We start from the raw sequence: 20,502 nt of genomic DNA, 5'->3' as shown, positions 1-20,502 counted from the left end.
GTTCTAAATTAAAGTGTACAATACCATATCATCACAGATAAGGCGGCTGCCAACGTCATGACAACAGTCATCCAATCTTTCGGTTTCATTATAAGCCTTCGGTAATATGTCCGAAAAGGGTATGCTCCGAAAGCCCGGGACTCCATGGCGATGGAAATCTGCCTTGCCCTCATGAGGGTCGCCGTCACCACTGGCATGAATATATAAGTATAAAGGGATATCCTGCGCTTCAAGGGAATCCGCTTCAAATCCACACCGGCGAGCTGTATTGCAATCACGGAATCAACTATTTCTTCCATCAATATGGGCAGGAATCTTATGGCAAGAAGCACCATGAAGGCCATTTCATATGGCATTTTCCAGGATATCAAGCCGTAAATAATCTCTGTGGAGCTAGAGGTGGAAAGAATCAAGGCAGAAGAAATTATTATAAACATCCGGAAAATCACCGAAAGCCCCGTCAAGATGCCTCCTGTGGTGATTATCCTGACTCCATATACGGTAAGAAGAGAGTTTCCCGCCGGTGAAAATATGCTCTGCACGAGCACAAGGCTTGCAAAAAGCGCAATAAACCGCCGCAGCCTCTTGAAAGTGCCGAGAAGGCTTACCCCAAACATTTTCAGGAGGACAACAGTAAAAATCCAGATGAGTAAAAGCACTTCCGGCCTTTTTATAACAACAGCCAGAGTGGAAAGGGCCATGACAATTATAATTTTAGTGCGCGGGTCTAAATCTTTCAAAGCTCCCTCACCGTTCCATCCCCGGCAAAAAAAATCAGCCTCTCTGTATGCCTTCTGAGAAAATCCATGTCGTGGCTGATAATTATATACCCCCTCCCGCTGTCTTTTACAGCTTCAAGACACCGGTCCAGTTTTTTCAGCCGAAGCACGTCAAGGCCTGTGGTGGGCTCATCCATGAAGAAAAAATCCGCTCCCCGTGCTAATACCTGCGCCAGCACCAGCCGCTGTTTTTGGCCCCGGCTGAGATAATGGGGAAACTGCCAACTCGCGTCCGAAAGCTCAAAAAAATCCAGCCAGTAATTGACCCTTTCATCCAGTTCACACCCCTCCAATGCCCCCTCTTTCCCCATGCTCAGCCCGAATGCCACCTGCTCCCATACTGTTGGGGCAAAGAGCTGCTTTGCGGGATTCTGGAAGACATAACCCACGCGTTCCCCTATGCGGGCAAGCCCCATCTTAGAAACAGGCTTTCCTTCCAGCAGGATTTCACCCCCGGTAGGTTTTAAAATTCCCATCATAAGTTTCGCCATGGTAGTCTTTCCGGAACCGTTGGGTCCAAAAAAGCCTATCCTTTCATTTTTGTCCAGCTTAAAAGAGACTTCATTAAAAATATTATTTGATTTGGGATACGAGAAGCTCATCAAACTTACCTGATAAAAGCTCATTTGCTCTTACTCCCTCGATTCGCTCTACTATTCTTCCTTCAACCATCAACAGTATGCTGTCTGCCAATGTGAGATTGTTGAAATTGTGCTCCACAATAATTACTGTTTTTCCCTCGCTTTTAAGTCTTTCCATGGCACCCAGCACCAGACGTGTGTTTTCATCATCCAGCTCGGCTGTGGGCTCATCCACAACTATAATCTCCGGGTCAAGGCTCAATACGGCTGCCAGAGCCACCAGATGCTTCTCGCCTCCGGAAAGCTCGGCAGGATTTTTATCCTTTAGTTTTTCTATCCCCAGGATTCTGAGAGTCCTCTCCACGATGTCCTCTATCTCCTGCTGCGGCAGGCACAGGTTTTCCGGGCCAAAAGCCACCTCATCCTCCACTGTGGGCAAAAAAAGCTGATTGTCCGGTTCCTGAAACACCAATCCCACCTTGAGAGCAAGTTTCGCCATGGAAACCCGGCGCGTGTCCATGCCATCCACCATCACCCTGCCCTCCATCACGCCCGGTATCCTATGCGGTATAGCCCCGTTCAAAGCAAGGGCCAGGGTGCTCTTGCCGCAACCGCTCAGACCCACAATAGCAGTTACAGCGCCTCTTCTCACGGCAAGGTCTATCCCCTTCAGTATCCAGGGCCCTTTTGGGTTATACTTGAATTTAAGGCCCTCTACCTTTATAATTTCGTTCATTGGAGCGATACCTCTGTCACAAATTTGCACCATCTCTGGCTGAACTGGTCCTTTGTGATTATAATCTGATAGGGGCCGCTGCCTCCTTCCGCCTTGGTCCCCAGAGGCTTCCCATCCTTTTCAAAGGCCAGGTACACGTTGCCCTGCTCCATGACTTCTTCAGGACTTAAAGCTACTGTATAGCCGTCGATGGATTTTACGACAACCTTCGAAGCTTTTTTAAGCTCGTCCTCGGAAAATACTCCGGCGATCACATCCTTCAGCAAAACGCCTTTGAATGCATGTTCTTCCGGTCCGCTTTTGGATGTGTCCTGTACGGCCTTAAACTCCACAGGATTCATTGCCTCTATATCCTGAAAGTCCAGCTTCTTCTCAATTTTGCCGTTGCTTACCAACAGCGTGCCTTTGACTGCTTCCGCCCCTGTTATTTTCATGTTCTGCCTATTCATAAAGGCCAGCACCGCTACGATTATCGCAAGGACAGCAACAGTGACGATAACGTATTTATTTTTCACTGCAACCACCTTCCTGAAACTTTGACATCTGTTTTGTCAACTGGAAAGCTATGATTCCCCCCATTCCTCCCGACAGCGATGCGGCACTGAGGCTTAAAAGAAGGGGCACGAGCGGCAGCCTGAAAAAAACCAGGGAGGATAGGAATGTTCCCGTAAGATTTGCCATTATTCCGGCCAGAAACAGCCCCGCCATTTCATAGCACCTCTTTCCTGACACAAGCAAAGCCAGGTCCACTGCAGCTCCCGGCAGAGAATAGGTAATGATGCTCATGGCCCCATGGGTGCCGTATACTCCCAGAGCCAGCACCAGGATTGCCTGCACCAGGCCTATGAGTACGCCTGCACCCTTTTTGCGCACTATGGCGGCGCCCAGCACGATCCACATCATGTAAAAGCCTCCGGCTATCACACCCCCGGGCACATACAGGGGGCCGGTAATTATATGGGCCAGAGGTACTATGACGGGCTTCGTTGCGATTCCCAATGCCGCCATCAGTGCTATAACCGCCATGTCATACATGTAAAAACGCCTTAAAAACGATTGAAAAAGGCCCATGGAGCACACCTACTCGACGCTGATTTTTACCAGGGCTCTCGCCCACATTTTGCTGGGCTGTCCATCCACCACCATGCGCACAGGGCCGTCGCCTTCAGGCAGGGCCTTGCCGTCCATTTTATATGCCACCAGAGTGTTTTCCGCCAGCGCCACATCTTTGGGCAGCTCCGTTTTATAACCGTCGGAGGATTCCAAAACAACCTTTTCAAATTCCCTTATACCGGCGGATTCCAGCACCTTTGAAAGCGGCACGCCCGTCCACTCATGTTCTTCGGTGGAGCCATCTTTTTTGGTCATGGTTATTTTTGCGCTTACAGGCCCCAGGTTTTCCATGTCGGCATAGGTAAACGTCTTATCGGCGCCCTTTCCGGTTACCTGAATATTCCATTTTGCTTCAGCAGGCGCCTGAGCCGATTTTTGTCCGCATCCTGCAACGGCAGACAGCATAAATATTAATACTATAGTAATCACAAGATATTTTTTATACATATTAAAAACCCCCTATATTTTATTATTCCGACCTCTCACTTCTGACCTCCGGCCTCTAATTTATCAATGATATCTCCATCAGATTTTTGATATTGTATTTTTTGGGCAGCTGTTTAAAATTAACCCTTATGCCGTCATCGTTCAGCAAAAGTTCACCCTGCTTTAAGTCCTTCCCTTTGATATCCGCTGAATAGCCGTCTGCGGCTTTTACCATATAATCCTTATCGTCCTTTATCTCCATGTTTACTTCTTTGAATACCGTTTCCAGCGGTACCGTTTCACTCTTAAAGTAGGCTGCGAGGTTTTGCCCTGGGCCCATAATAACTTCTTTATCCGTGCCGAACCAGACCAGGTTTTTGACATACATTCCGTAAGATATATCCGGAGCTATAAATTCAGGGGCATTTTCCCCGGTTATCTTTATGTACGCCTTTTTAGCGGTTTCCATTTCTTCTGTCTTTTTGAGGCCGTCTCTTGCCTTCATTAAAAACGGCTTCCCCTCATATTCGACGGCAAATTTATCAAAGACTTCTTTTAGTGCCAGGGCTTTGTCACCCTCATCATCAAAGGTGTATTCCACCGGTTCAAGGCCCACTGAGTCCAAAAAGAGCATCCTGTCGGCAGCAAGTTTCGCCGAGTCCTTTTTCAGTTCCAGGCTGCTCACAGCTTTAACCCAGTACATGGCAAATTCACCGGGGATTACGATTCTAACAGGCGTATCGCTTTCAGGCAGCGGCTTTCCGTTGAATTCATAGGCAAGGATTATATCCCGGCTTTTTATTATTTCTTCGGGAATCTGTACAGCATACCCGTCCCTGGCCTTCACCTGAACAGCCGAAAATTCTTCAAGATTTATGCCTTTATTTTTCAAGACACCTTTTAATGTGGGCCCTCTGGCTGTTATATCGGTGATGTTTCCCCCGGAATCCTGCAATTGTGTCTCTACGTCTTTAGCAGGAAGTCCTTTTATTTCCTCCACTGTAATCTCAAAATCTTCGCCCTGGACTCCTTTTATCACAAAATTTGCAGCCCTGTCCAGTTCTTTCGTGGCAGCCGTGCTGGCATCGGTTTTTGTATCGGCTTTGCTTTTTGCATCGTTTGCTTCTCCTGTTTTAGATGCCCATGATTTTCCGCAGGCAGTCAATGCAAAAACCAGCACAAAAACCAACAGGATTGTAAAAATCTTCCTTACAGCCAAAAATATCCCTCCAAATAAAATTTTTAACTCTTGGCATCTTTCGTGGGTGGCAGCTCGCCAAGCAGCTGTTTTTATCCGACTACTTTTTTGAGTTGTATATTATGGGAATAAAAATATCTTCAGGGCAAAAACTCCCGTGATTGCCGCCCTTGCCCTCTTCATGCAGGCCGTGGTCTGCCGTAACTATTATGTCGCCGTCCCAATTTCCCACAAGCTTTTCTGTCCATCCGTCGATTATCTGCAATTGTTTCATGGCTTTCAGAGAGTACGGACCATATTCATGGGCCAGGTCATCATAGGAGTGGAAGTGGACCAGCATTACATCCGGCCTGCCTTCCATTTGCTTCAGGCTTGAATCAAAAATCTCATCATCAATAAAGCCGTCTTTGTTTTCATCGATGTTTAATACCGTGGCACTATCATCCTTTAAGATTTTGATATTGCCTTCCACCACGATACACCTTTTGCCTGAGCGTGAAAGTGTTTCAAAAACCGTATCGCACTTCAGGTCGCTGTCACCCCTTTTTCTTATCCCGGTATAAGCTGGTGTTTTGCCGGTAACCATGGAAGAATAGGTCACATCGGTAATGGGCGGGAATACCGTGAGGGCCTTTTGCGGATTCCCAAGGGAAGAAAGAAACGGTATGCAATCTTTTGCTTTCGCCTTTTCGTATATCTCATATCCCATGCCGTCTATGTATACAACCATTACTTTTCGGCCCTGCTCCGCTTTTTCCAGTATTGCTTCGGCCACATCTGTTATCACGGAGGCCGGAGGATCCGCCACAATGCCAATGGGCTTTTTCATCTGTCCAGCGGCGCCATGCAAGATAAGGCCGTGGGGCGAATTTATTTGCAGCCTGACATCGGCATCGGCATAAAGTATGTCGCCTTCTTCCGAATAAGCTGCAATCTTCCTGGCGGGAGCATTTAATATGCTTAAAATGGAAACCAGGTTTCTTGATTGATATACAACCCCCTTATATTCATTGCCGTCCACTGACCTGGTGCTCTCCCCCACCTTAAAAAGCTCCCGCTGATAGGGAAGCATGAGCAGTTCTCCCGGACTTTTATAAGAAAGCTCGTCCCCCTGGATGACAAAAATCCCCCCGGAGACTCTATCTGCCAGAACCTTTTCATCGCCTTTGACAATGATTTCTTCGATGCCCTTTATCTGGGTATTTACAGGAAAATTCCGGGTCAAAAAACAGAGCCCCTCATCATTTATCGTAAAAAAACTTCCCTCCAGCTTGCCGTATTCCAACTCCGCCGTGATGCCGTCCCTGCCTATCAAGAATACTTTATCCGGCGATACCGGCCCGGCTTTGTCGATAAACTTTTTTGCATCTATGACCTTTATCCTGTTGCCTTTCTGCATTATTTCCCCTAATTCATCCGGATTCAGCCTGACATCAAAAAGGGAGTTTTTTACGTCGCCGGATATTTTTACATCGATATTTAATTCGGAATTTTGCTGGTTTAATGCAGCACTAAAAAAAACAACCCTTCCTGCCACTGCCATACAAACAACAATCAAAGCAGCGGCAACGGCCATTACAAAAATTACATTACCCACTTTCAATTTAATACACAGCCTTTTTAAGAAGATTCATAAAACCGCTATTATGATTTATATTGTATACATTCTATAAAAAATCCATTATTCCTTCTAAAGCATAATGAAAATTAAAAAAAAATTTTTACGGTCACAGCAGATGGAGATAACAGCATGTTGAAATTCCCCGTTCCTATTTATCCCATAAAAGTGTTTCTAAAAAATTTAATGTCCGAAAAATAGAACATTGAAATTGCGACAATCACAGAACCGTCCCCATGTCGCAATCAAATAGTCCTCTTTGCCGGCGGCCATGACACCATCCCCTGTGATTTCCCGCTGGGATCCATTCCGTACTGTGACATTCCGGGCATTCAGGGGCCTGAATATTTTCCTTCTGAACTTCCTCCCAGACATGGCCGCATTTTGCACACTTCACAAATTGTGAAAAATGATATTTCCCGCCTTCTATTCTAATGGCCTTTCCTTTCACCAGCGCATCGGCTACTTTACTGTGAGCCGAGTTTAATATCCTGAAGAAAGTCGGCCGGGAGATACCCATTTTTTCGGCACAATCTTCCTGCTCCAGTCCCTCGATGTCCTTTAAACGCAGCGCCTCCAGTTCTTCCACAGTAAGGACAACCTCATCCAACTGCCTTAAAGGGACTCCTGCAGGCTTAAAATATGTTACAACGGGCAAAAATTCCACTCTGCGCCATTTCGGTGGTCTTGGCATTTTTTCTCTCCTCTTGTTATGGTCATATGTTTATAACTTTAATTTTATTATATTACTATTATGAACTTATGTCAACAATATAAATCCGGCTTTACACCAGTTGTTTCTAGAATTAGTTTGTTTAATTTTTCAGTTCGGATACACCTGCTTGTCCCATGTTTTCATTTTCCATGCATGAACTGCCATCACCCTTATAAACCTGCTGTTGGCACGTCTGCAGCACTATGGATTGTTCGTATATCCAGGTCTTCAGACAAAGAAACACCAGGTAAAGCATGAAGATACAGAAAAGTGCAATTGTTATTTTTTATATTTTTGTTATCACTGCGGTATGCTCCTTACATATTCCCCGGAAACGGAAGGGAACATGGCAGACTGTGAGTTACATATATGGAAAAGTTGCTTGGGAACGGCCGGCTTTTACCGGCGAATCTCAGGCGCGCAACAAATACACTTACTTTGCTTCTGTGGCAAAAAAAGAAGGTTACGAGCAGATCGCCGGGATATTTCTGGAAACGGCTGAAAACGAAAAAGAGCACGCAAAGATGTGGCCCGTTTTCAAGTCTTGAGAACAGGGCTTCTAAAATTCCTCATGTTCAGCTCCTTATCAAAACCTCTTCAAAATGCTTTGCAACAACGGCGCTCGCTTCTTTTAAAAATGTCACGTCGCAGGGTTTTGTGCCGCAGAAATCTTCGTTCAAAACCCCGGGCGAGTACTTATATCCCTGAAGCACATATCTTTTTGCCCCGGAAAGCCACCGGCCTATTTCTTCAATATCATGGAGTTCAAGAATTTTCTCGTGCACGGTGGTCCTGAACTCGTAATCGATTTTCCCGCCGAAAGCTCCATGGAGCATAATGATATCGACGCTTTTTTGAACATTTAATATGTCTTTTTCATCAGGCGCAAACAGGCTGTACCTGTAAACCGGAGCCTTTACGTCCATCGCCACGTAGTCTACAAGCCCCTGTTCAAGAATATCCTTCAGAACTCCGGGCCTTGAACCGTTGGTGTCCAGTTTTACTTTAAAACCCAGAGCTTTTATCGCGGCCGCAAAATTTTTCAAATCCGGCCAGAGCGTCGGTTCTCCGCCGGTTATGCATATGCCGTCTATCAATTTTTTCCTGGCCGCCAGATAACCGATTATTTCCCCTTGCGTAAAGCGTCCGGGGGCGTTCTGCCTTTCAAAAGACGCGTTTAATTCCTCGCCTTCATATGCGGGATTATTTGGAAAACCGTTCCCGCTTCTTATGATCGAGCTGTTATGGCAATAGGGGCAGTGGAAATTGCATCCCAAGACAAAAACTGTGGCGGCCACGCATCCTGGATAGTCGGCTAATGACACGGGCATGAAGTCGCATATCATATAGCATATTCCTTCCTATCGGCGAATTCCTGCTTTTTGCCCTTATTCCAGCACTGCACCGGCCTGTAGTAACCAACTACTCTGCTGTAAACCTCGCACGGTTTTTCGCAGTGCGGGCAGGTAAAATGCTCCCCGTCTATATAGCCGTGGTCTTCGCACACGGAAAAGGTGGGGGTTACGGTGTAGTAGGGCAGGCGGAAATTTTCCGCTATTTTTCTCACCAGCGATTTGCATGCGGCGGCGTCGCTTATCCTCTCCCCGACAAAACCATGGAATACTGTTCCTCCCGTATATCTGCACTGAAGCTCTTCCTGATGTTCCAGAGCCGTGTAAATATCATCCGTGAAATCCACCGGCAGCTGGGTCGAATTCGTATAATAAGGTTCCCCGTTGCCGCATGTTATGATATCTTTGAATATCTCCTTATCTTTTTTGGCCAATCGGTAGGATGCTCCCTCGGCGGGTGTGGCCTCCAGATTGTATAAAATCCCGGTCTCCTGTTGATACTGTTCCATTTTTTTCCTCATGAAGTCAAGCACGGCCAAGGCGAATCTCTTACCTTCAGCTTCCGCTATGCCGCACTTTTTGAAGTTTAATAGCGCTTCATTCATGCCGACGAGGCCGATGGTATTGAAGTGATTCTGCCAGTAGGCGCCGAATCTTTTGTATATGTCCCTCAGATAAAATCTGGCGTAAGGGTACAAGCCTTCCCCGGTCATTTTCTCAAGAATCTTCCTCTTGATTTCAAGGCTTGTCCTGGCAATATCCATAAGTGCTCCGAGCCTTTCGAAAAACTCGTCTTCCGACTTTGATAAATAACCTATCCTGGGCATGTTTATGGTCACAACCCCGATGGAGCCGGTGAGGGGATTGGCACCAAAAAGGCCGCCCCCGCGCTTCCTGAGCTCCCGGTTGTCCAGCCGTAGCCGGCAGCACATTGACCTGACATCCTCGGGCTTCATGTCGCTGTTTACGAAATTTGAAAAATACGGAAGACCGTATTTTGCGGTCATCTCCATTATTCTGTCTACCACCGGGCTGTCCCAGTCGAAATCCCTGGTGATATTGTAGGTGGGAATTGGAAATGTAAATATGCGGCCGTTGGCATCCCCTTCCATCATGACCTCCGCAAAGGCCATATTGAGCATGTCCATCTCCTTCTGAAATTCCCCGTAAGTTTTATCCATGAACCTTCCGCCTATTATCACCGGTTCCTTTGCCATCATCTGGGGGACCATCAGGTCCATTGTTATATTCACGAAAGGCGTCTGAAATCCGACCCTCGTAGGCACGTTCAGATTGAATATGAATTCCTGAATTCCCTGTCTTACCTCTGCGTAACTCAGTCCATCGTAATAAATAAATGGCGCAAGATAGGTGTCAAAGTTGCTGAGGGCCTGAGCGCCGGCCGCCTCGCCCTGCAAAGTATAAAAGAAATTGACGATCTGGCCCAGGGCCGTCCTGAAATGCTTCGGCGGCCTGCTTGCCACCTTGCCCTCCACTCCGGTGAAGCCGGAAAGCAGCAGATCCCTGAGGTCCCATCCGCAGCAGTATACCGACAATAGCCCCAAATCATGAATATGAAAGTCACCTCTTACGTGGGCCTCTCTTACCTCTTCCGGATATATCTTGTTCAGCCAATATTTGGATATAACCGCGGTGGATATATGGTTGTTCAGTCCCTGAAGCGAAAAACCCATATTGCTGTTCTCGTTTATTCTCCAGTCGGATTTGCCTATGTACTGATCAATGGTGTCTTCGATATCGAGGAATACTTTTCTGAATTCCCTCATATCCTGATGCTGTTTCCGATACAAAATATAGGCCTTTGCCGTTCTGGCATGTCCTCTCTCTATCAATACCTTTTCGACTATATCCTGCACATTTTCCACGGTAGGGGTAGCGTCTTTATACTTCTGTTCCAGTATGCCTACAACTTCGTCGGCCAGCTTTGCGGCTATTTCCCTGTCATTGCCGCCCACAGCCCTGGCGGCTTTGAATATGGCGCTGGCTATTTTTTCTTTATCAAATTTCTGCAGATGACCGTCTCTCTTGATTATAAATGAAATCATGCAAATACCCCCATATATTGTGTATGCTTCTTACATATATACTATATATCTGATGGGCTTTTATTTCAACCGCTCATTTGGAGGTTTTCAGGAGATTGTCTTGATATTTTCTATTGTTGTTTATTATTTCGTTAATATTTACAGCCACCAAAAAAATAGTAAGATTGAGTTGGAAAGTATAACACGGTAAGAAGAGGTATCTTCCGTATGGAAAGACAAAAAAGTAAGCAGGAAAACCCCTGCTTTTTTATTTTGCGCAGTCCTGCACCTGTCCTTTTAATACCTCCACTGCATGGGGCAGGGCCGGAAGGATTATCTCCAGGTTTTCCCGGACGGCTCTGGGGCTTCCGGGAAGGTTTATTATAAGGGTTTTGCCGCGGATGCCGGCCCGGGCCCTGGAGAGCATGGCATGGGGAGTCTTTTCCATGCTCTTTTGCCTCATGGCTTCGGGTATGCCGGGGACTTCCCTCTCTATCACCGCCAGGGTGGCTTCCGGGGTGTTGTCTCGGGGCGAAAGGCCGGTGCCGCCGGTAGTGAATATGATATCAGCACCCTTTTCGCACATTTTAAGCATGGACTCTTTCAGCGCCTCAAGGTCGTCCGGCACTATACTGTAGTCCACCACCTGCCCGCCAACGGCATTCACCATTTCTTCTATGACTTTCCCGCTCACATCTTCCCGCTCGCCTCTGGCGCCTCTGTCGCTGGCGGTGAGGATGGCTATTCTTATCATCGAAATCACCTCAATCTAATTTTTTATCCATATTCCTCCATCACACCTATGGTGTCCCCGGCGGATACAACCCCGCCTTTCAGAACCCTTGCAAAAACCCCTTCCCGGGGCATAACGCAGTCTCCGGCCTGCTCGTATATGGCGCATTTTGCATGGCACTTTTTCCCTATCTGGGTAACTTCCAGCAGAGCCTCTCCGGCTTTTAGCTTTGTGCCCACAGGCAGGCTCAGCAGATCAATCCCTTCGGTGGTGATGTTTTCGGCAAAATCGCCCGGACCAACTTTCAAGCCTTTTTTTATCATTTTTTCTATGCTCTCCATGGAAAGAAGGCTCACCTGGCGGTGCCAATCACCGCCATGAGCGTCCCCTTCCACGCCGAAATTTTCCACAAGCCTTGCAGAACCAACATTTTTTTTGCGCTCACCTTTTTGCTCGCTCTTACATACAGCTATAATCTTCCCCATGAATTAACCTCCATTGCAACAGTATATTCGCACTTTACACATCTTGCTTCTCACTTCTAAACATTCCGCTTTTCCCACCGCTTTTTTCCACAAGGTGTATATCCTTTATCACCATGCCGCGGTCCACGGCCTTGCACATGTCGTATACGGCAAGGCATGCAGCCGACACCGCCGTGAGGGCTTCCATCTCCACCCCGGTCTTGCCGACGGTTGTCACCCGGGCTTCAACTCCTATGATGCTTTTTTCTTCATCAATATTAAATTTTATATCTATGCCGGTCAGGAAAATATTATGGCACATGGGTATGATTCGAGACGTTTCTTTTGCAGCCATGATTCCTGCCACCTGTGCCACTGCCAGCACATCGCCTTTTTTTGCTCTTCCCTCCACTATCATTTTAAGTGTCTCGGGTTTCATTTCTATAAACCCCCGGGCAACCGCCACCCTTTCGGTATCCGGTTTTTCCCCGACATTCACCATGCGGGCTCTGCCCTCTTCGTTAAAATGCGTAAATTCCACGGCCTATCCTCCTATCTGCCACATTCTTCGAAGGTATTCAACGCCTGATTCAGGCACCATGTGATGGCATACCGGTTTTTTCAAAAGGGCTTCCTTGAAAATACGCCGGAGTTCTTCGTCTCCCTTTTTATCCCTCAGGGCGGCCTTCACATCTATTTCCATATCCGACTCCAGGCAGGGTTTCAATTTTCCGTCGGCGGTGAGGCGCACCCGGTTGCAGGCATCGCAGAAGTGCCGGCTGATGGGGGTTATGAACCCCACGGCTCCAATCGCTCCGGCAACCCTGTAGTATACTGCGGGCCCCGCTCCGGCAGGAGCAGAAGTGGGTAAGAGTTCCTCCTTTATTAAATCTTTAATTTCTTCGGCGGACAAATAACAGCCCCTTCCCCATCCCGTTTCTCCAAGAGGCATGAGTTCAATAAACCTTATATAAATGGGATAATTTCTGGTAAGATTTATAAAGTCCTCGATCTCGTCGTCATTAAATCCCCGGACCGCGACGCAGTTTATCTTCACCGGTGTAAGGCCGGCGTCTAGGGCCGCCTCGATTCCGCGGAGCACATCCGCAAGCCTGCCTCGCCGGGTGATTCTGTGAAACCTTTCGGGCTTCAGGCTGTCGAGGCTTATATTGACTCTGTCAAGGCCGGCCTTTTTTAAATCCGCCGCCACGGAGGAGAGCATGGAACCGTTGGTGGTCATGGAAATATCCTTTATGCCGTCGACTGCTCGAAGCTGCCGCACAAATTCCACAACGCCCTTTCTTGCCAGAGGCTCCCCGCCTGTGACTCTAACTTTTGAGATGCCCAGAGGCGCCACGGCCTTTACAAACTCGGTTATTTCCTCGAATCTTAGGATATCGGGATGCGATTTCGGCTCGACGCCTTTTTCCGGCATACAATAGAGGCAGCGGAAATTGCATCTGTCCGTAATGGAAATCCTGAGGTAATTAATTTCTCTGCCGACGGCATCTTTCATCGATGACCCCCCTTATTATCTTTGAGTCAGGGGATGAGTCAGGGGACGGTTCCTTGACTCATCAAGATGAGTCAAGGAACCGTCCCCTGACTCATCCCCTGACTCACGATTTGTACATAATCTTGCCGGTATCCCGGGTATCGTAGCCTCCCAGGGCTTCGACCTTTTGCTTGAATTCCTCGGTGTTTATGACCCGCATTATCTTCTGGACCGAGTCCAGATTGAAATATTCTTCCGGAATGGCTAAATCATACTCTTCCGGCGACACGGGAATAAAGTCAAGCCCAAGGGCGCTGGCTGCCGCCAGAATCCCCAGGCCCGCATCGGCGCTGCCTCCGGCCACCGCCGCCGCCACCGCCATATGGGTGTATTCCTCTCTATCATATCCCCGGACCTCATCGGGGGATATTTCAAGCTCTTTTAACTTCAAATCAAGAAGCAGTCTTGTGCCCGCCCCCCTCTGGCGGTTGATGAAGAGCACATCGGGCCTCTTCAAATCCTGGATACCTTTTATGCCTTTTGGATTGCCCTTTTGCACCATGAGGCCCTGCTGGCGGCGGATGAGATTTACCAGGACTATGCTTTTCTGCGGCAGATATCTTTTTATATAAGAAACATTGTATTCTCCCGTATCGGGGTCCAGAAGGTGTATGCCAGCCATATGGCATTCTCCGCGCTTTAGGGCCATGATGCCTCCCATGCTCCCCACATGGGCGGAAGATATATTCAGCTCCTGATAATATTTTTTGACTTCCGTTGCTAAAAGATCAATAGTTATGTCATGACTCCCGATTATGACTACGGTATTTTCTATTTCATGCCGCTTCTTTAAAAGCTCCACTTCCACCCGCTCGCCGGCTTCAAAACCTTCCTCTAAAGCCGGTATCCTGACGATGCCGTCGGCCCGCACCAGCGACATGATCACTCCGGCGCCCCTTGAAAGAGGTGAGGCGCAGACCCGCTCCCCGATGCGCCCCAGCTTAACCCTCAAGAATTCTTCCGTGCCGATGGGCGATACCACCCGCCGGGTCATGACCGCATCCATCTTTTCAGCCTCCGGGGCCGGCACGCCCTGCATCATGTAAAGCAGGGGCTTTGCGAAAAGCTCCATGGTGAGCGCCGCTGATACGGGATAGCCGGGAATGCCCAGAACCGGTTTTTCTCCGATTATCCCCAGTGCCACCGGCTTGCCGGGCCTTATGGCCACGCCGTGGACAAGAAGTTTGCCCAATTCCGATATGCACCGGGAAGTAAAGTCCTCGGATCCGGCTGAAGATCCGGCGTTTATTATGATTACATCGGATTTTTCTAGTGATTCCTTAACTTTCTCTTTTATTTTTTCATAATCGTCCTCGACCTTGTCGGTTACACGCGCCTCTGCCCCCCACTCTTCAACTAAACCTGCCAGCATGGCGGAATTATATTCTATGATATCGCCGGGTTTCAGCTCCATTCCGGGAGCCACTAGTTCGGTGCCCGTAGGTATGATGGCCACCATAGGTTTTCTTCGCACGGACACCTCCACATGCCCTCCCGCCAGAAGGGCCCCCAGGTCCTGGGGCCGAAGCCGGTGGTTTTCCGGTACGATGAGCTCGGTGGCTACGATGTCTTCGCCAATGCCTCTTACATTGTCCCAGGGGGAACAGGCTTTGATTATCTCTACTTCCCCGTTTCCTAAAGGATGGACCTCTTCAATCATTATCACCGTGTCAAATCCTTCAGGCAACGGGTCCCCGGTGTCCACATATTTAAAGTGAATCCCTTCTTTCAATCTCACAGGATTGCTTTCATCGGCTCCAAATGTGTCCTTTGCCGCCACCGCGATACCGTCCATGGCGGCCGCATGATAGTGCGGCGATGAAATCTTTGCAAATACAGGCTCCGCCGTGATTCTGCCCAGGGCTCTGCGGACATCCAGGATCTCCGGGCTGCGGGGTTTTAAAGCCCCTGCGTCCCGAAGGGCTTTAAAAAAGAGTTTCTTCGCTTCATCAAGAGGCATATTGTCCAGATAAACATCTCTTTTTTTCATATAAAAGCTCCTTCTAATATAGTTCTACTTCCACCAGTTCTCCTTCCGCCACTCCCTGCTTCTGCGGCGGAATGTGCGCCAGGCCGCAAGATTCCACCATGCCGGAAATAAGCCCGGACTTTCCCAGAACCGGCACCGCCCAGAGTTCTTCTCCCCTGCGCTCAAGTTTCACCCTGACATAATCCTGCCTTCCGGCGGCAGATGCCATATTTCTTGACATTCTGGCAAAGATTTTCGTCCCTCCGAAATCCTCATCTCTCCCCAGCATCATGGATATCATCGGCCTTGCTATTATTTCGAATATTACCATGGCCGACACAGGATGGCCGGGAAGCCCTATGATGGGCTTGCCATCCACCACCGCCACCACCGTGGGCTTGCCTGGCTTTACCGGAAGGCCGTGGGCCAGAACGCCGGGCTTTCCCAGGCTTTCGATGACTTTTACGGTATGATCGCGGGTTCCCACGGAGCTTCCTCCCGACAGTATAACCGCATCGCTTTTTCCAAGGGCCGATTTTACGGCATCGTATATTTCCTGAAAATCATCCTTCACTATGCCCAGAGGCAGCGGCATGCCTCCCCATTTTTTCACCTGGCCGCAGATAGAATAGGTGTTTATATCCCTCACTTCTCCCGGTCTTATGGATTCTCCAGGAGGTTTCACCTCGTTTCCTGTAGAGATGACAGAAATCAACGGGGGTTTTACCACCTTAACTTCCCTGATGCCGAGGGCCGCCAGGGCACCCAGGTCCTGAGGCCTGAGAGTATGCCCCCTGCTAAGCACCATATCGCCCTTTTTCATGTCTTCGCCCCTTGCCACCACATTCTCCCCCGGAGCCACCGGCCTTTCGGCGCACAGCGTGACTTCATCCAGCAGTTGTGTATATTCCAACATAACGACGGCGTCAGAACCCTCCGGCAGCATCCCTCCGGTCGGTATTTTTGCGGCCTGCCCGGAGGAAAGTCTTATATTTGTCTGCTCCCCCATGCCGATTTCGCCAACAAGGGTCAAAAGCGCGGGCATTGCTTCGCTCGCACCGAAGGTGTCCCCTGCTTTTACCGCAAAGCCGTCTACTGTGGAACGATTAAAACCCGGTATGTCCTCCGGTGAAAAAATGTCCTCGGCAAGCACCCTGTTGTAGGCCGAAAAAAGGTCGACGCTTTCGATTTTATGCTCGAAGCCCTCAAGGTGTTTTTTCAAAAGGCCTTTCACCTGTTCTACTGTAATGGCGCTGAACAAAGGCAATAGACTCATTCCTTTCAAGGAAAAAATCGCTTATATTTGCTTATATTAATATTCTATAATTTTTTTTATTATCCTTCTTTTGACTGACGTGAAGGATTAAAACATATTATGTAGAATCATTTATTAAGGAAAATCAATTTTTCTAAAATCATCGACTCGTGCCACTGGAGGTTTTATCTTGCCGACTGAAAGTGAAAAATCGCTGGATGAGAAAAGGGTGCTTGCGGCCAATTTCAACGCCATAAGCTTTGACGCCATCTTTTTCAACACCGTTTCGGCCTTTCTGGACCCGGGAACGGTCATACCGTCTTTCGTGAGTATGCTGACAGATTCCCCCATACTCATCGGTCTTACCACCACTATAAGAAACTGCGGATGGTTTTTGCCCCAGCTTCTGGTAGCACACCGGGTGCAGGCACTGCCTTATAAAAAGCCTGTGGTGCTCTGGGCGGGAGGCAGCCTGAGGCTTTCGGCCGGCATAATGGCGTTCTCCACTCTGCTCGCTGCCAGAAACTCAAATATGGCCCTTCTTTTGTTTTATCTTTTTTTTGTGATATTGTCTTTCTCCGACGGAATAACGGGGGTGCCGTGGATAGACATTTTCGCCAAGTCCATTCCTCCCGAGCGCCGGGGGCGATATTACGCTCTGACGCAGTTTTTGGGCGGAAGCCTGGCTTTCGGGGCGGGTCTTATCATTAAAAAAATCCTCGACAGCGAACACCTTGTCTTCCCCAACAATTATTTTATCATATTTATGCTGGGTTTTATCCTCGCAGTCATGTCATTTATATCATTTATCAGGGTAAAGGAAAGGATGTCGGAAACACAGCCCGTTCAGGAGTGCTTGGGGGAATTCTTGAGCAGGATACCGCAATTATTCAAGCAGGATGTCACTCTTAGGAAACTCGTACTTATTAACACGCTGGTGAGATTTTTCTTTTTGCCACTGCCCTTTTATGTAATATTCGCAGTAGAAAAACTCGGGCTTTCCGGCGACATGGTGGGATATTTCGTATCATCGCAGATGCTGGGATACGTGCTGGCAGGAATCGTTTTCGGCAGAATCAACGACTACAGCGGCAGCAGAGCGGTTATATTGATTACCGCTTCGGCCACAATGCTCCAGCCAGTGCTTGCCCTGGTCAGTCAATTTTTACATATGAAAGGCTATCCCTTCATATTTCTTTACACCGCCATTTTTGCACTTATCGGCGCGACTTATAGCGGGGTGTGGGTGGGCATATTCAACTACCTTCTGAAAATCGCACCGGAAGAAAACAGGCCTTTATACATAGGGCTTTTGAACACGGTGACCGCTCCTACCACCTTTCTGCCAATAATAGGCGGCCTTGTGATAAACAAATTCAACTATACATTTTTATTCGCAGCCACTTTTGCCGCCGTTTTAACCGGTTGCCTGATGTCTTTTACGATAAAGGAACCGGAAACAGCGCAAAAAAATTGATAAATCCCTGACTTTGTTAGTGACATTTTATAAAAATTAGATTATAATATAAAATAAAATTTGATTTTGGTGCAAAACCAAATCTGCGGTAAAGTTTCAGGTGGGAGTGTACCTAGGGTTCCGGCGATGAGCGGCAGGTCCAAGCGGTACAGCAAATTTTTTGTACACCGTGGGTATAAAAGACCCCAGCGGCAGGTTCCACCCGTGTTTTGTCATGGGCAAACCGCCGCTTTTATTTGCCGGAGGTGATGGATGGTTATAGATTTTTCATTTTTTTTACAGAGGCAACGTATTAACATTTCAAATTATTAAAAGGGGGATCTTTATGTTTAAATTGTCAAAAACTTTGATTCTGCTCATCGTAGTGGCATTAACGCTTCTGATGCTCGCCGGATGCGGTCAGTCTCAATCCGGTAATTCGTCCAGCTCTTCAGGGTCATCGAGCTCTTCGAATTCTTCCGAACAGGCCAAGGCTGACGATGTCATTAAAATAGGAACTCTCGGACCGCTTACAGGGAATACCGCCACTTACGGCATAAGCACGAAAAACGGTGTGGAAGTGGCTGTAGACGAAATAAACAAAGCCGGTGGAATCAACGGAAAGCAGGTTAAGCTGTTCTCCGAAGACACCAGGGGAGATCAGACCGAAGCCGCCAATGCCGCAACGAAGCTTATAGAACAGGATAAGGTAATAGCCATCGTGGGCGGCGTATTGAGCTCCGAAACAATGACCGCTGGCCCCATCGGCAACGACGCCAAAGTTGTCATGATATCATCTTCCTCAACCGCTTCCGGAATCCCGGATATCGGAAAGTATATTTTCAGAAATTGCCTTTCCGATGATGTCCAGGCCACTCAGCTGGCAGAATATGCAGCCAAGGATTTAGGGCTTAAAAAATTCGCCATAATTTACACAAACAACGACTACGGCCTTTCCCTCAAAAACGCCTTTGAAAAGAAGGCCAAAGAAATGGCAGAAGTGGTGGATATAGAAACATACAACGACGGAGAAAGCGACTTTCGGGCACAGCTCACCAAGATAAAGGGATTTGGCCCCGACGCCCTCTATATAGCTGGCTACTATACCGAAGCCGCAAAAATCGCCCAGCAGGCCCAGGAACAGGGTTTGAAAGTGCAGATCCTCGGCGCCGACGGATTTTATTCGCCCAAACTGGTTGAACTCGGAGGCAAATCCGTGGAAGGAGCCATATTCACTGCGGGCTTCTTTGCCGACGATCCCAGCGACAGCGTGCAGAACTTTGTAAAGGCGTACAAGGAAAAATACAACAGCGACCCTGACATGTTTGCCGCTCAGGCCTATGACGCCGCCAAGATACTTCTTACCGCCATCAAGAACGCCAACGGCGAAGGCGGCGAGGCACTGCAGGCAGAAATGGCAAAAACCAAAGATTTCCCTGGCATTACCGGAAATACATCCTTTGCTGAAAACGGTGACGCCGTAAAGGACATCATTATCCTCAAGGTTGAAAACGGCAAATTTACAAAGCTGCGTTAAAACGGTGTTTTTCAAAATACGGGTCAATGGACGCGGAGCGTCCATTGACTTTCCCATTTAGAAAGGAATGGATAACCACATGTTCTTTCAGCAGTTTTTCGCACAGGTCATGAACGGCTTAACGCTGGGAAGCACATACGCTCTCATCGCTCTGGGCTACACCATGGTCTACGGCATACTGGAACTCATAAATTTCGCCCACAGCGAGATATATATGACCGGCGCCTTCGTGGGCCTCATTATGGTCACGGTATACAAACTTCCATTTGCGGCGGCGCTTCTTATGGGAATGGCCGGCTCCTGCATTCTCGGAGTGGTTATTGAAAAAGTGGCCTACAGGCCTTTAAGGAAAGCGACCCGCATAGCACCGCTCATCAGTGCCATAGGGGTGTCCATTTTTCTGCAGAATGCTGCTCTGCTAGCTTTTGGTCCTCAGGCAAGGGCTTTCCCGGCAAATTTTAACGCTACCGGCTTAAATTTTGGTTTTGTGCAGATTTCTTCCCTGCAGCTTTTAATACTGGTGATTTCCGTTTTGCTGATGATAGGGCTTCATTTTTTGATTCATAAAACAAAAATCGGGCAGGCCATGAGGGCTACCGCTCAGGATAAGGAAACGGCCCAGCTCATGGGCATCAGGATAGACAGAGTCATCTCTTTTACCTTTGCAATAGGGTCGGCTCTGGGCGGCGCCGCGGGCGTGCTAGTAGGGGTATACTTCAATTCGGCGGATCCCATGATGGGTTTTTTCCCGGGCCTTAAAGGCTTCGTGGCGGCTGTGCTGGGAGGTATAGGCAACATCCCCGGAGCCATGATTGGAGGGCTCATTCTTGGATTGGCCGAGGTTTTCGGAGCCGTATACATGTCCCAGTATAAGGATGCCATAGCATTTGCCGTGCTGATACTCATTTTGCTGTTTAAACCCACCGGTCTCATGGGCCGAAGGATTCAGGAGAAAGTGTAGGTGAAACGG

20 protein-coding genes and 1 pseudogene are annotated in these 20,502 nt (G+C 48.2%); 4 read left to right on the top strand and 17 right to left on the bottom strand.

The genetic code is table 11. From position 1 onward, the window contains the following. Positions 1-8: 8 nt before the first annotated feature. From AC6I1H_RS12280 to AC6I1H_RS12240, 9 genes are all read right to left on the bottom strand, one after another. Positions 9-740 carry an energy-coupling factor transporter transmembrane component T family protein gene (locus AC6I1H_RS12280; RefSeq protein ID WP_497737851.1) on the bottom strand — a complete coding sequence of 244 codons (732 nt, stop codon included), beginning with the start codon at positions 738-740 and terminating at the stop codon, positions 9-11. Then, the gene (locus AC6I1H_RS12275; RefSeq protein WP_497737850.1) at positions 737-1,405 is read right to left on the bottom strand and encodes an energy-coupling factor ABC transporter ATP-binding protein; all 669 of its coding nucleotides are present in this window, start codon (positions 1,403-1,405) and stop codon (positions 737-739) included. The genes AC6I1H_RS12280 and AC6I1H_RS12275 overlap by 4 nt, the downstream gene beginning before the upstream one ends. Continuing rightward, positions 1,353-2,096 (bottom strand): energy-coupling factor ABC transporter ATP-binding protein, encoded by a 744-nt coding sequence (locus tag AC6I1H_RS12270; protein WP_497737849.1) that lies wholly within the window; start codon positions 2,094-2,096, stop codon positions 1,353-1,355. Before AC6I1H_RS12270 ends, AC6I1H_RS12275 begins: the two co-directional genes overlap by 53 nt. Then, complete coding sequence (locus AC6I1H_RS12265; protein WP_497737848.1) at positions 2,093-2,611, bottom strand: molybdopterin-dependent oxidoreductase; 519 nt, start codon at positions 2,609-2,611, stop codon at positions 2,093-2,095. Before AC6I1H_RS12265 ends, AC6I1H_RS12270 begins: the two co-directional genes overlap by 4 nt. Next, positions 2,601-3,167, bottom strand: a complete 567-nt coding sequence (locus AC6I1H_RS12260; protein WP_497737847.1) for an ECF transporter S component — start codon at positions 3,165-3,167, stop codon at positions 2,601-2,603. Before AC6I1H_RS12260 ends, AC6I1H_RS12265 begins: the two co-directional genes overlap by 11 nt. Before the next feature lie 9 nt (positions 3,168-3,176). After that, positions 3,177-3,656, bottom strand: coding sequence for a molybdopterin-dependent oxidoreductase (locus AC6I1H_RS12255; protein WP_497737846.1), 480 nt, complete (start codon positions 3,654-3,656; stop codon positions 3,177-3,179). 55 nt (positions 3,657-3,711) lie between these two features. Continuing rightward, complete coding sequence (locus AC6I1H_RS12250) at positions 3,712-4,854, bottom strand: molybdopterin-dependent oxidoreductase (protein ID WP_497737845.1); 1,143 nt, start codon at positions 4,852-4,854, stop codon at positions 3,712-3,714. A 79-nt stretch (positions 4,855-4,933) separates the two neighbouring features. Continuing rightward, positions 4,934-6,430: an alkaline phosphatase family protein gene (locus AC6I1H_RS12245; protein WP_497740784.1), complete on the bottom strand. Its 1,497-nt coding sequence runs from the start codon at positions 6,428-6,430 to the stop codon at positions 4,934-4,936. A gap of 241 nt (positions 6,431-6,671) precedes the next feature. Continuing rightward, the gene (locus AC6I1H_RS12240; protein WP_497737844.1) at positions 6,672-7,145 is read right to left on the bottom strand and encodes a DUF134 domain-containing protein; all 474 of its coding nucleotides are present in this window, start codon (positions 7,143-7,145) and stop codon (positions 6,672-6,674) included. Between the two features lie 377 nt (positions 7,146-7,522). On the opposite strand from AC6I1H_RS12240, the pseudogene AC6I1H_RS12235 reads away from it, so the two are divergent. Then, positions 7,523-7,696 (top strand): annotated as a pseudogene (locus tag AC6I1H_RS12235) (ferritin family protein); the annotation flags it as partial. Between the two features lie 45 nt (positions 7,697-7,741). On the opposite strand, the gene AC6I1H_RS12230 reads toward AC6I1H_RS12235, so the two are convergent. The 8 genes from AC6I1H_RS12230 to AC6I1H_RS12195 all read right to left on the bottom strand — a co-directional run bounded on the left by AC6I1H_RS12230 (position 7,742) and on the right by AC6I1H_RS12195 (position 16,560). Beyond that, on the bottom strand, positions 7,742-8,512 hold the full coding sequence (locus AC6I1H_RS12230) for an anaerobic ribonucleoside-triphosphate reductase activating protein (protein WP_497737843.1): 771 nt from the start codon (positions 8,510-8,512) through the stop codon (positions 7,742-7,744). Beyond that, positions 8,509-10,584 (bottom strand): ribonucleoside triphosphate reductase, encoded by a 2,076-nt coding sequence (locus AC6I1H_RS12225; RefSeq protein ID WP_497737842.1) that lies wholly within the window; start codon positions 10,582-10,584, stop codon positions 8,509-8,511. The genes AC6I1H_RS12230 and AC6I1H_RS12225 overlap by 4 nt, the downstream gene beginning before the upstream one ends. Positions 10,585-10,831: 247 nt before the next feature. Continuing rightward, positions 10,832-11,317 carry a MogA/MoaB family molybdenum cofactor biosynthesis protein gene (locus AC6I1H_RS12220; RefSeq protein WP_497737841.1) on the bottom strand — a complete coding sequence of 162 codons (486 nt, stop codon included), beginning with the start codon at positions 11,315-11,317 and terminating at the stop codon, positions 10,832-10,834. Positions 11,318-11,340: 23 nt separating this feature from the next. After that, positions 11,341-11,781, bottom strand: a complete 441-nt coding sequence (locus AC6I1H_RS12215) for an MOSC domain-containing protein (protein ID WP_497737840.1) — start codon at positions 11,779-11,781, stop codon at positions 11,341-11,343. Between the two features lie 34 nt (positions 11,782-11,815). After that, positions 11,816-12,301: a cyclic pyranopterin monophosphate synthase MoaC gene (gene moaC, locus AC6I1H_RS12210; protein WP_497737839.1), complete on the bottom strand. Its 486-nt coding sequence runs from the start codon at positions 12,299-12,301 to the stop codon at positions 11,816-11,818. A gap of 3 nt (positions 12,302-12,304) precedes the next feature. Further along, a complete protein-coding gene (gene moaA / locus AC6I1H_RS12205) occupies positions 12,305-13,276 on the bottom strand; it encodes a GTP 3',8-cyclase MoaA (RefSeq protein WP_497737838.1) in 972 nt (323 codons plus the stop codon). Between the two features lie 103 nt (positions 13,277-13,379). Beyond that, entirely contained in the window at positions 13,380-15,305 is a 1,926-nt protein-coding gene (locus AC6I1H_RS12200; protein ID WP_497737837.1) for a molybdopterin biosynthesis protein, read from the bottom strand. Between the two features lie 13 nt (positions 15,306-15,318). Beyond that, positions 15,319-16,560, bottom strand: a complete 1,242-nt coding sequence (locus AC6I1H_RS12195) for a molybdopterin molybdotransferase MoeA (RefSeq protein WP_497740783.1) — start codon at positions 16,558-16,560, stop codon at positions 15,319-15,321. Between the two features lie 169 nt (positions 16,561-16,729). On the opposite strand from AC6I1H_RS12195, the gene AC6I1H_RS12190 reads away from it, so the two are divergent. The 3 genes from AC6I1H_RS12190 (at position 16,730) to AC6I1H_RS12180 (ending at position 20,493) form a co-directional block, all read left to right on the top strand. Next, entirely contained in the window at positions 16,730-18,016 is a 1,287-nt protein-coding gene (locus AC6I1H_RS12190) for an MFS transporter (RefSeq protein ID WP_497737836.1), read from the top strand. 325 nt (positions 18,017-18,341) lie between these two features. Continuing rightward, on the top strand, positions 18,342-19,532 hold the full coding sequence (locus tag AC6I1H_RS12185; protein ID WP_497737835.1) for an ABC transporter substrate-binding protein: 1,191 nt from the start codon (positions 18,342-18,344) through the stop codon (positions 19,530-19,532). A 67-nt stretch (positions 19,533-19,599) separates the two neighbouring features. Beyond that, positions 19,600-20,493, top strand: coding sequence for a branched-chain amino acid ABC transporter permease (locus AC6I1H_RS12180; protein WP_497737834.1), 894 nt, complete (start codon positions 19,600-19,602; stop codon positions 20,491-20,493). Positions 20,494-20,502 lie beyond the last annotated feature (9 nt).

The organism is Biomaibacter sp. TOL, from assembly GCF_059717795.1.
The sequence above is the reverse complement of the archived record's forward strand: the minus strand, read 5'-3'. Positions and strand labels throughout refer to the sequence as shown.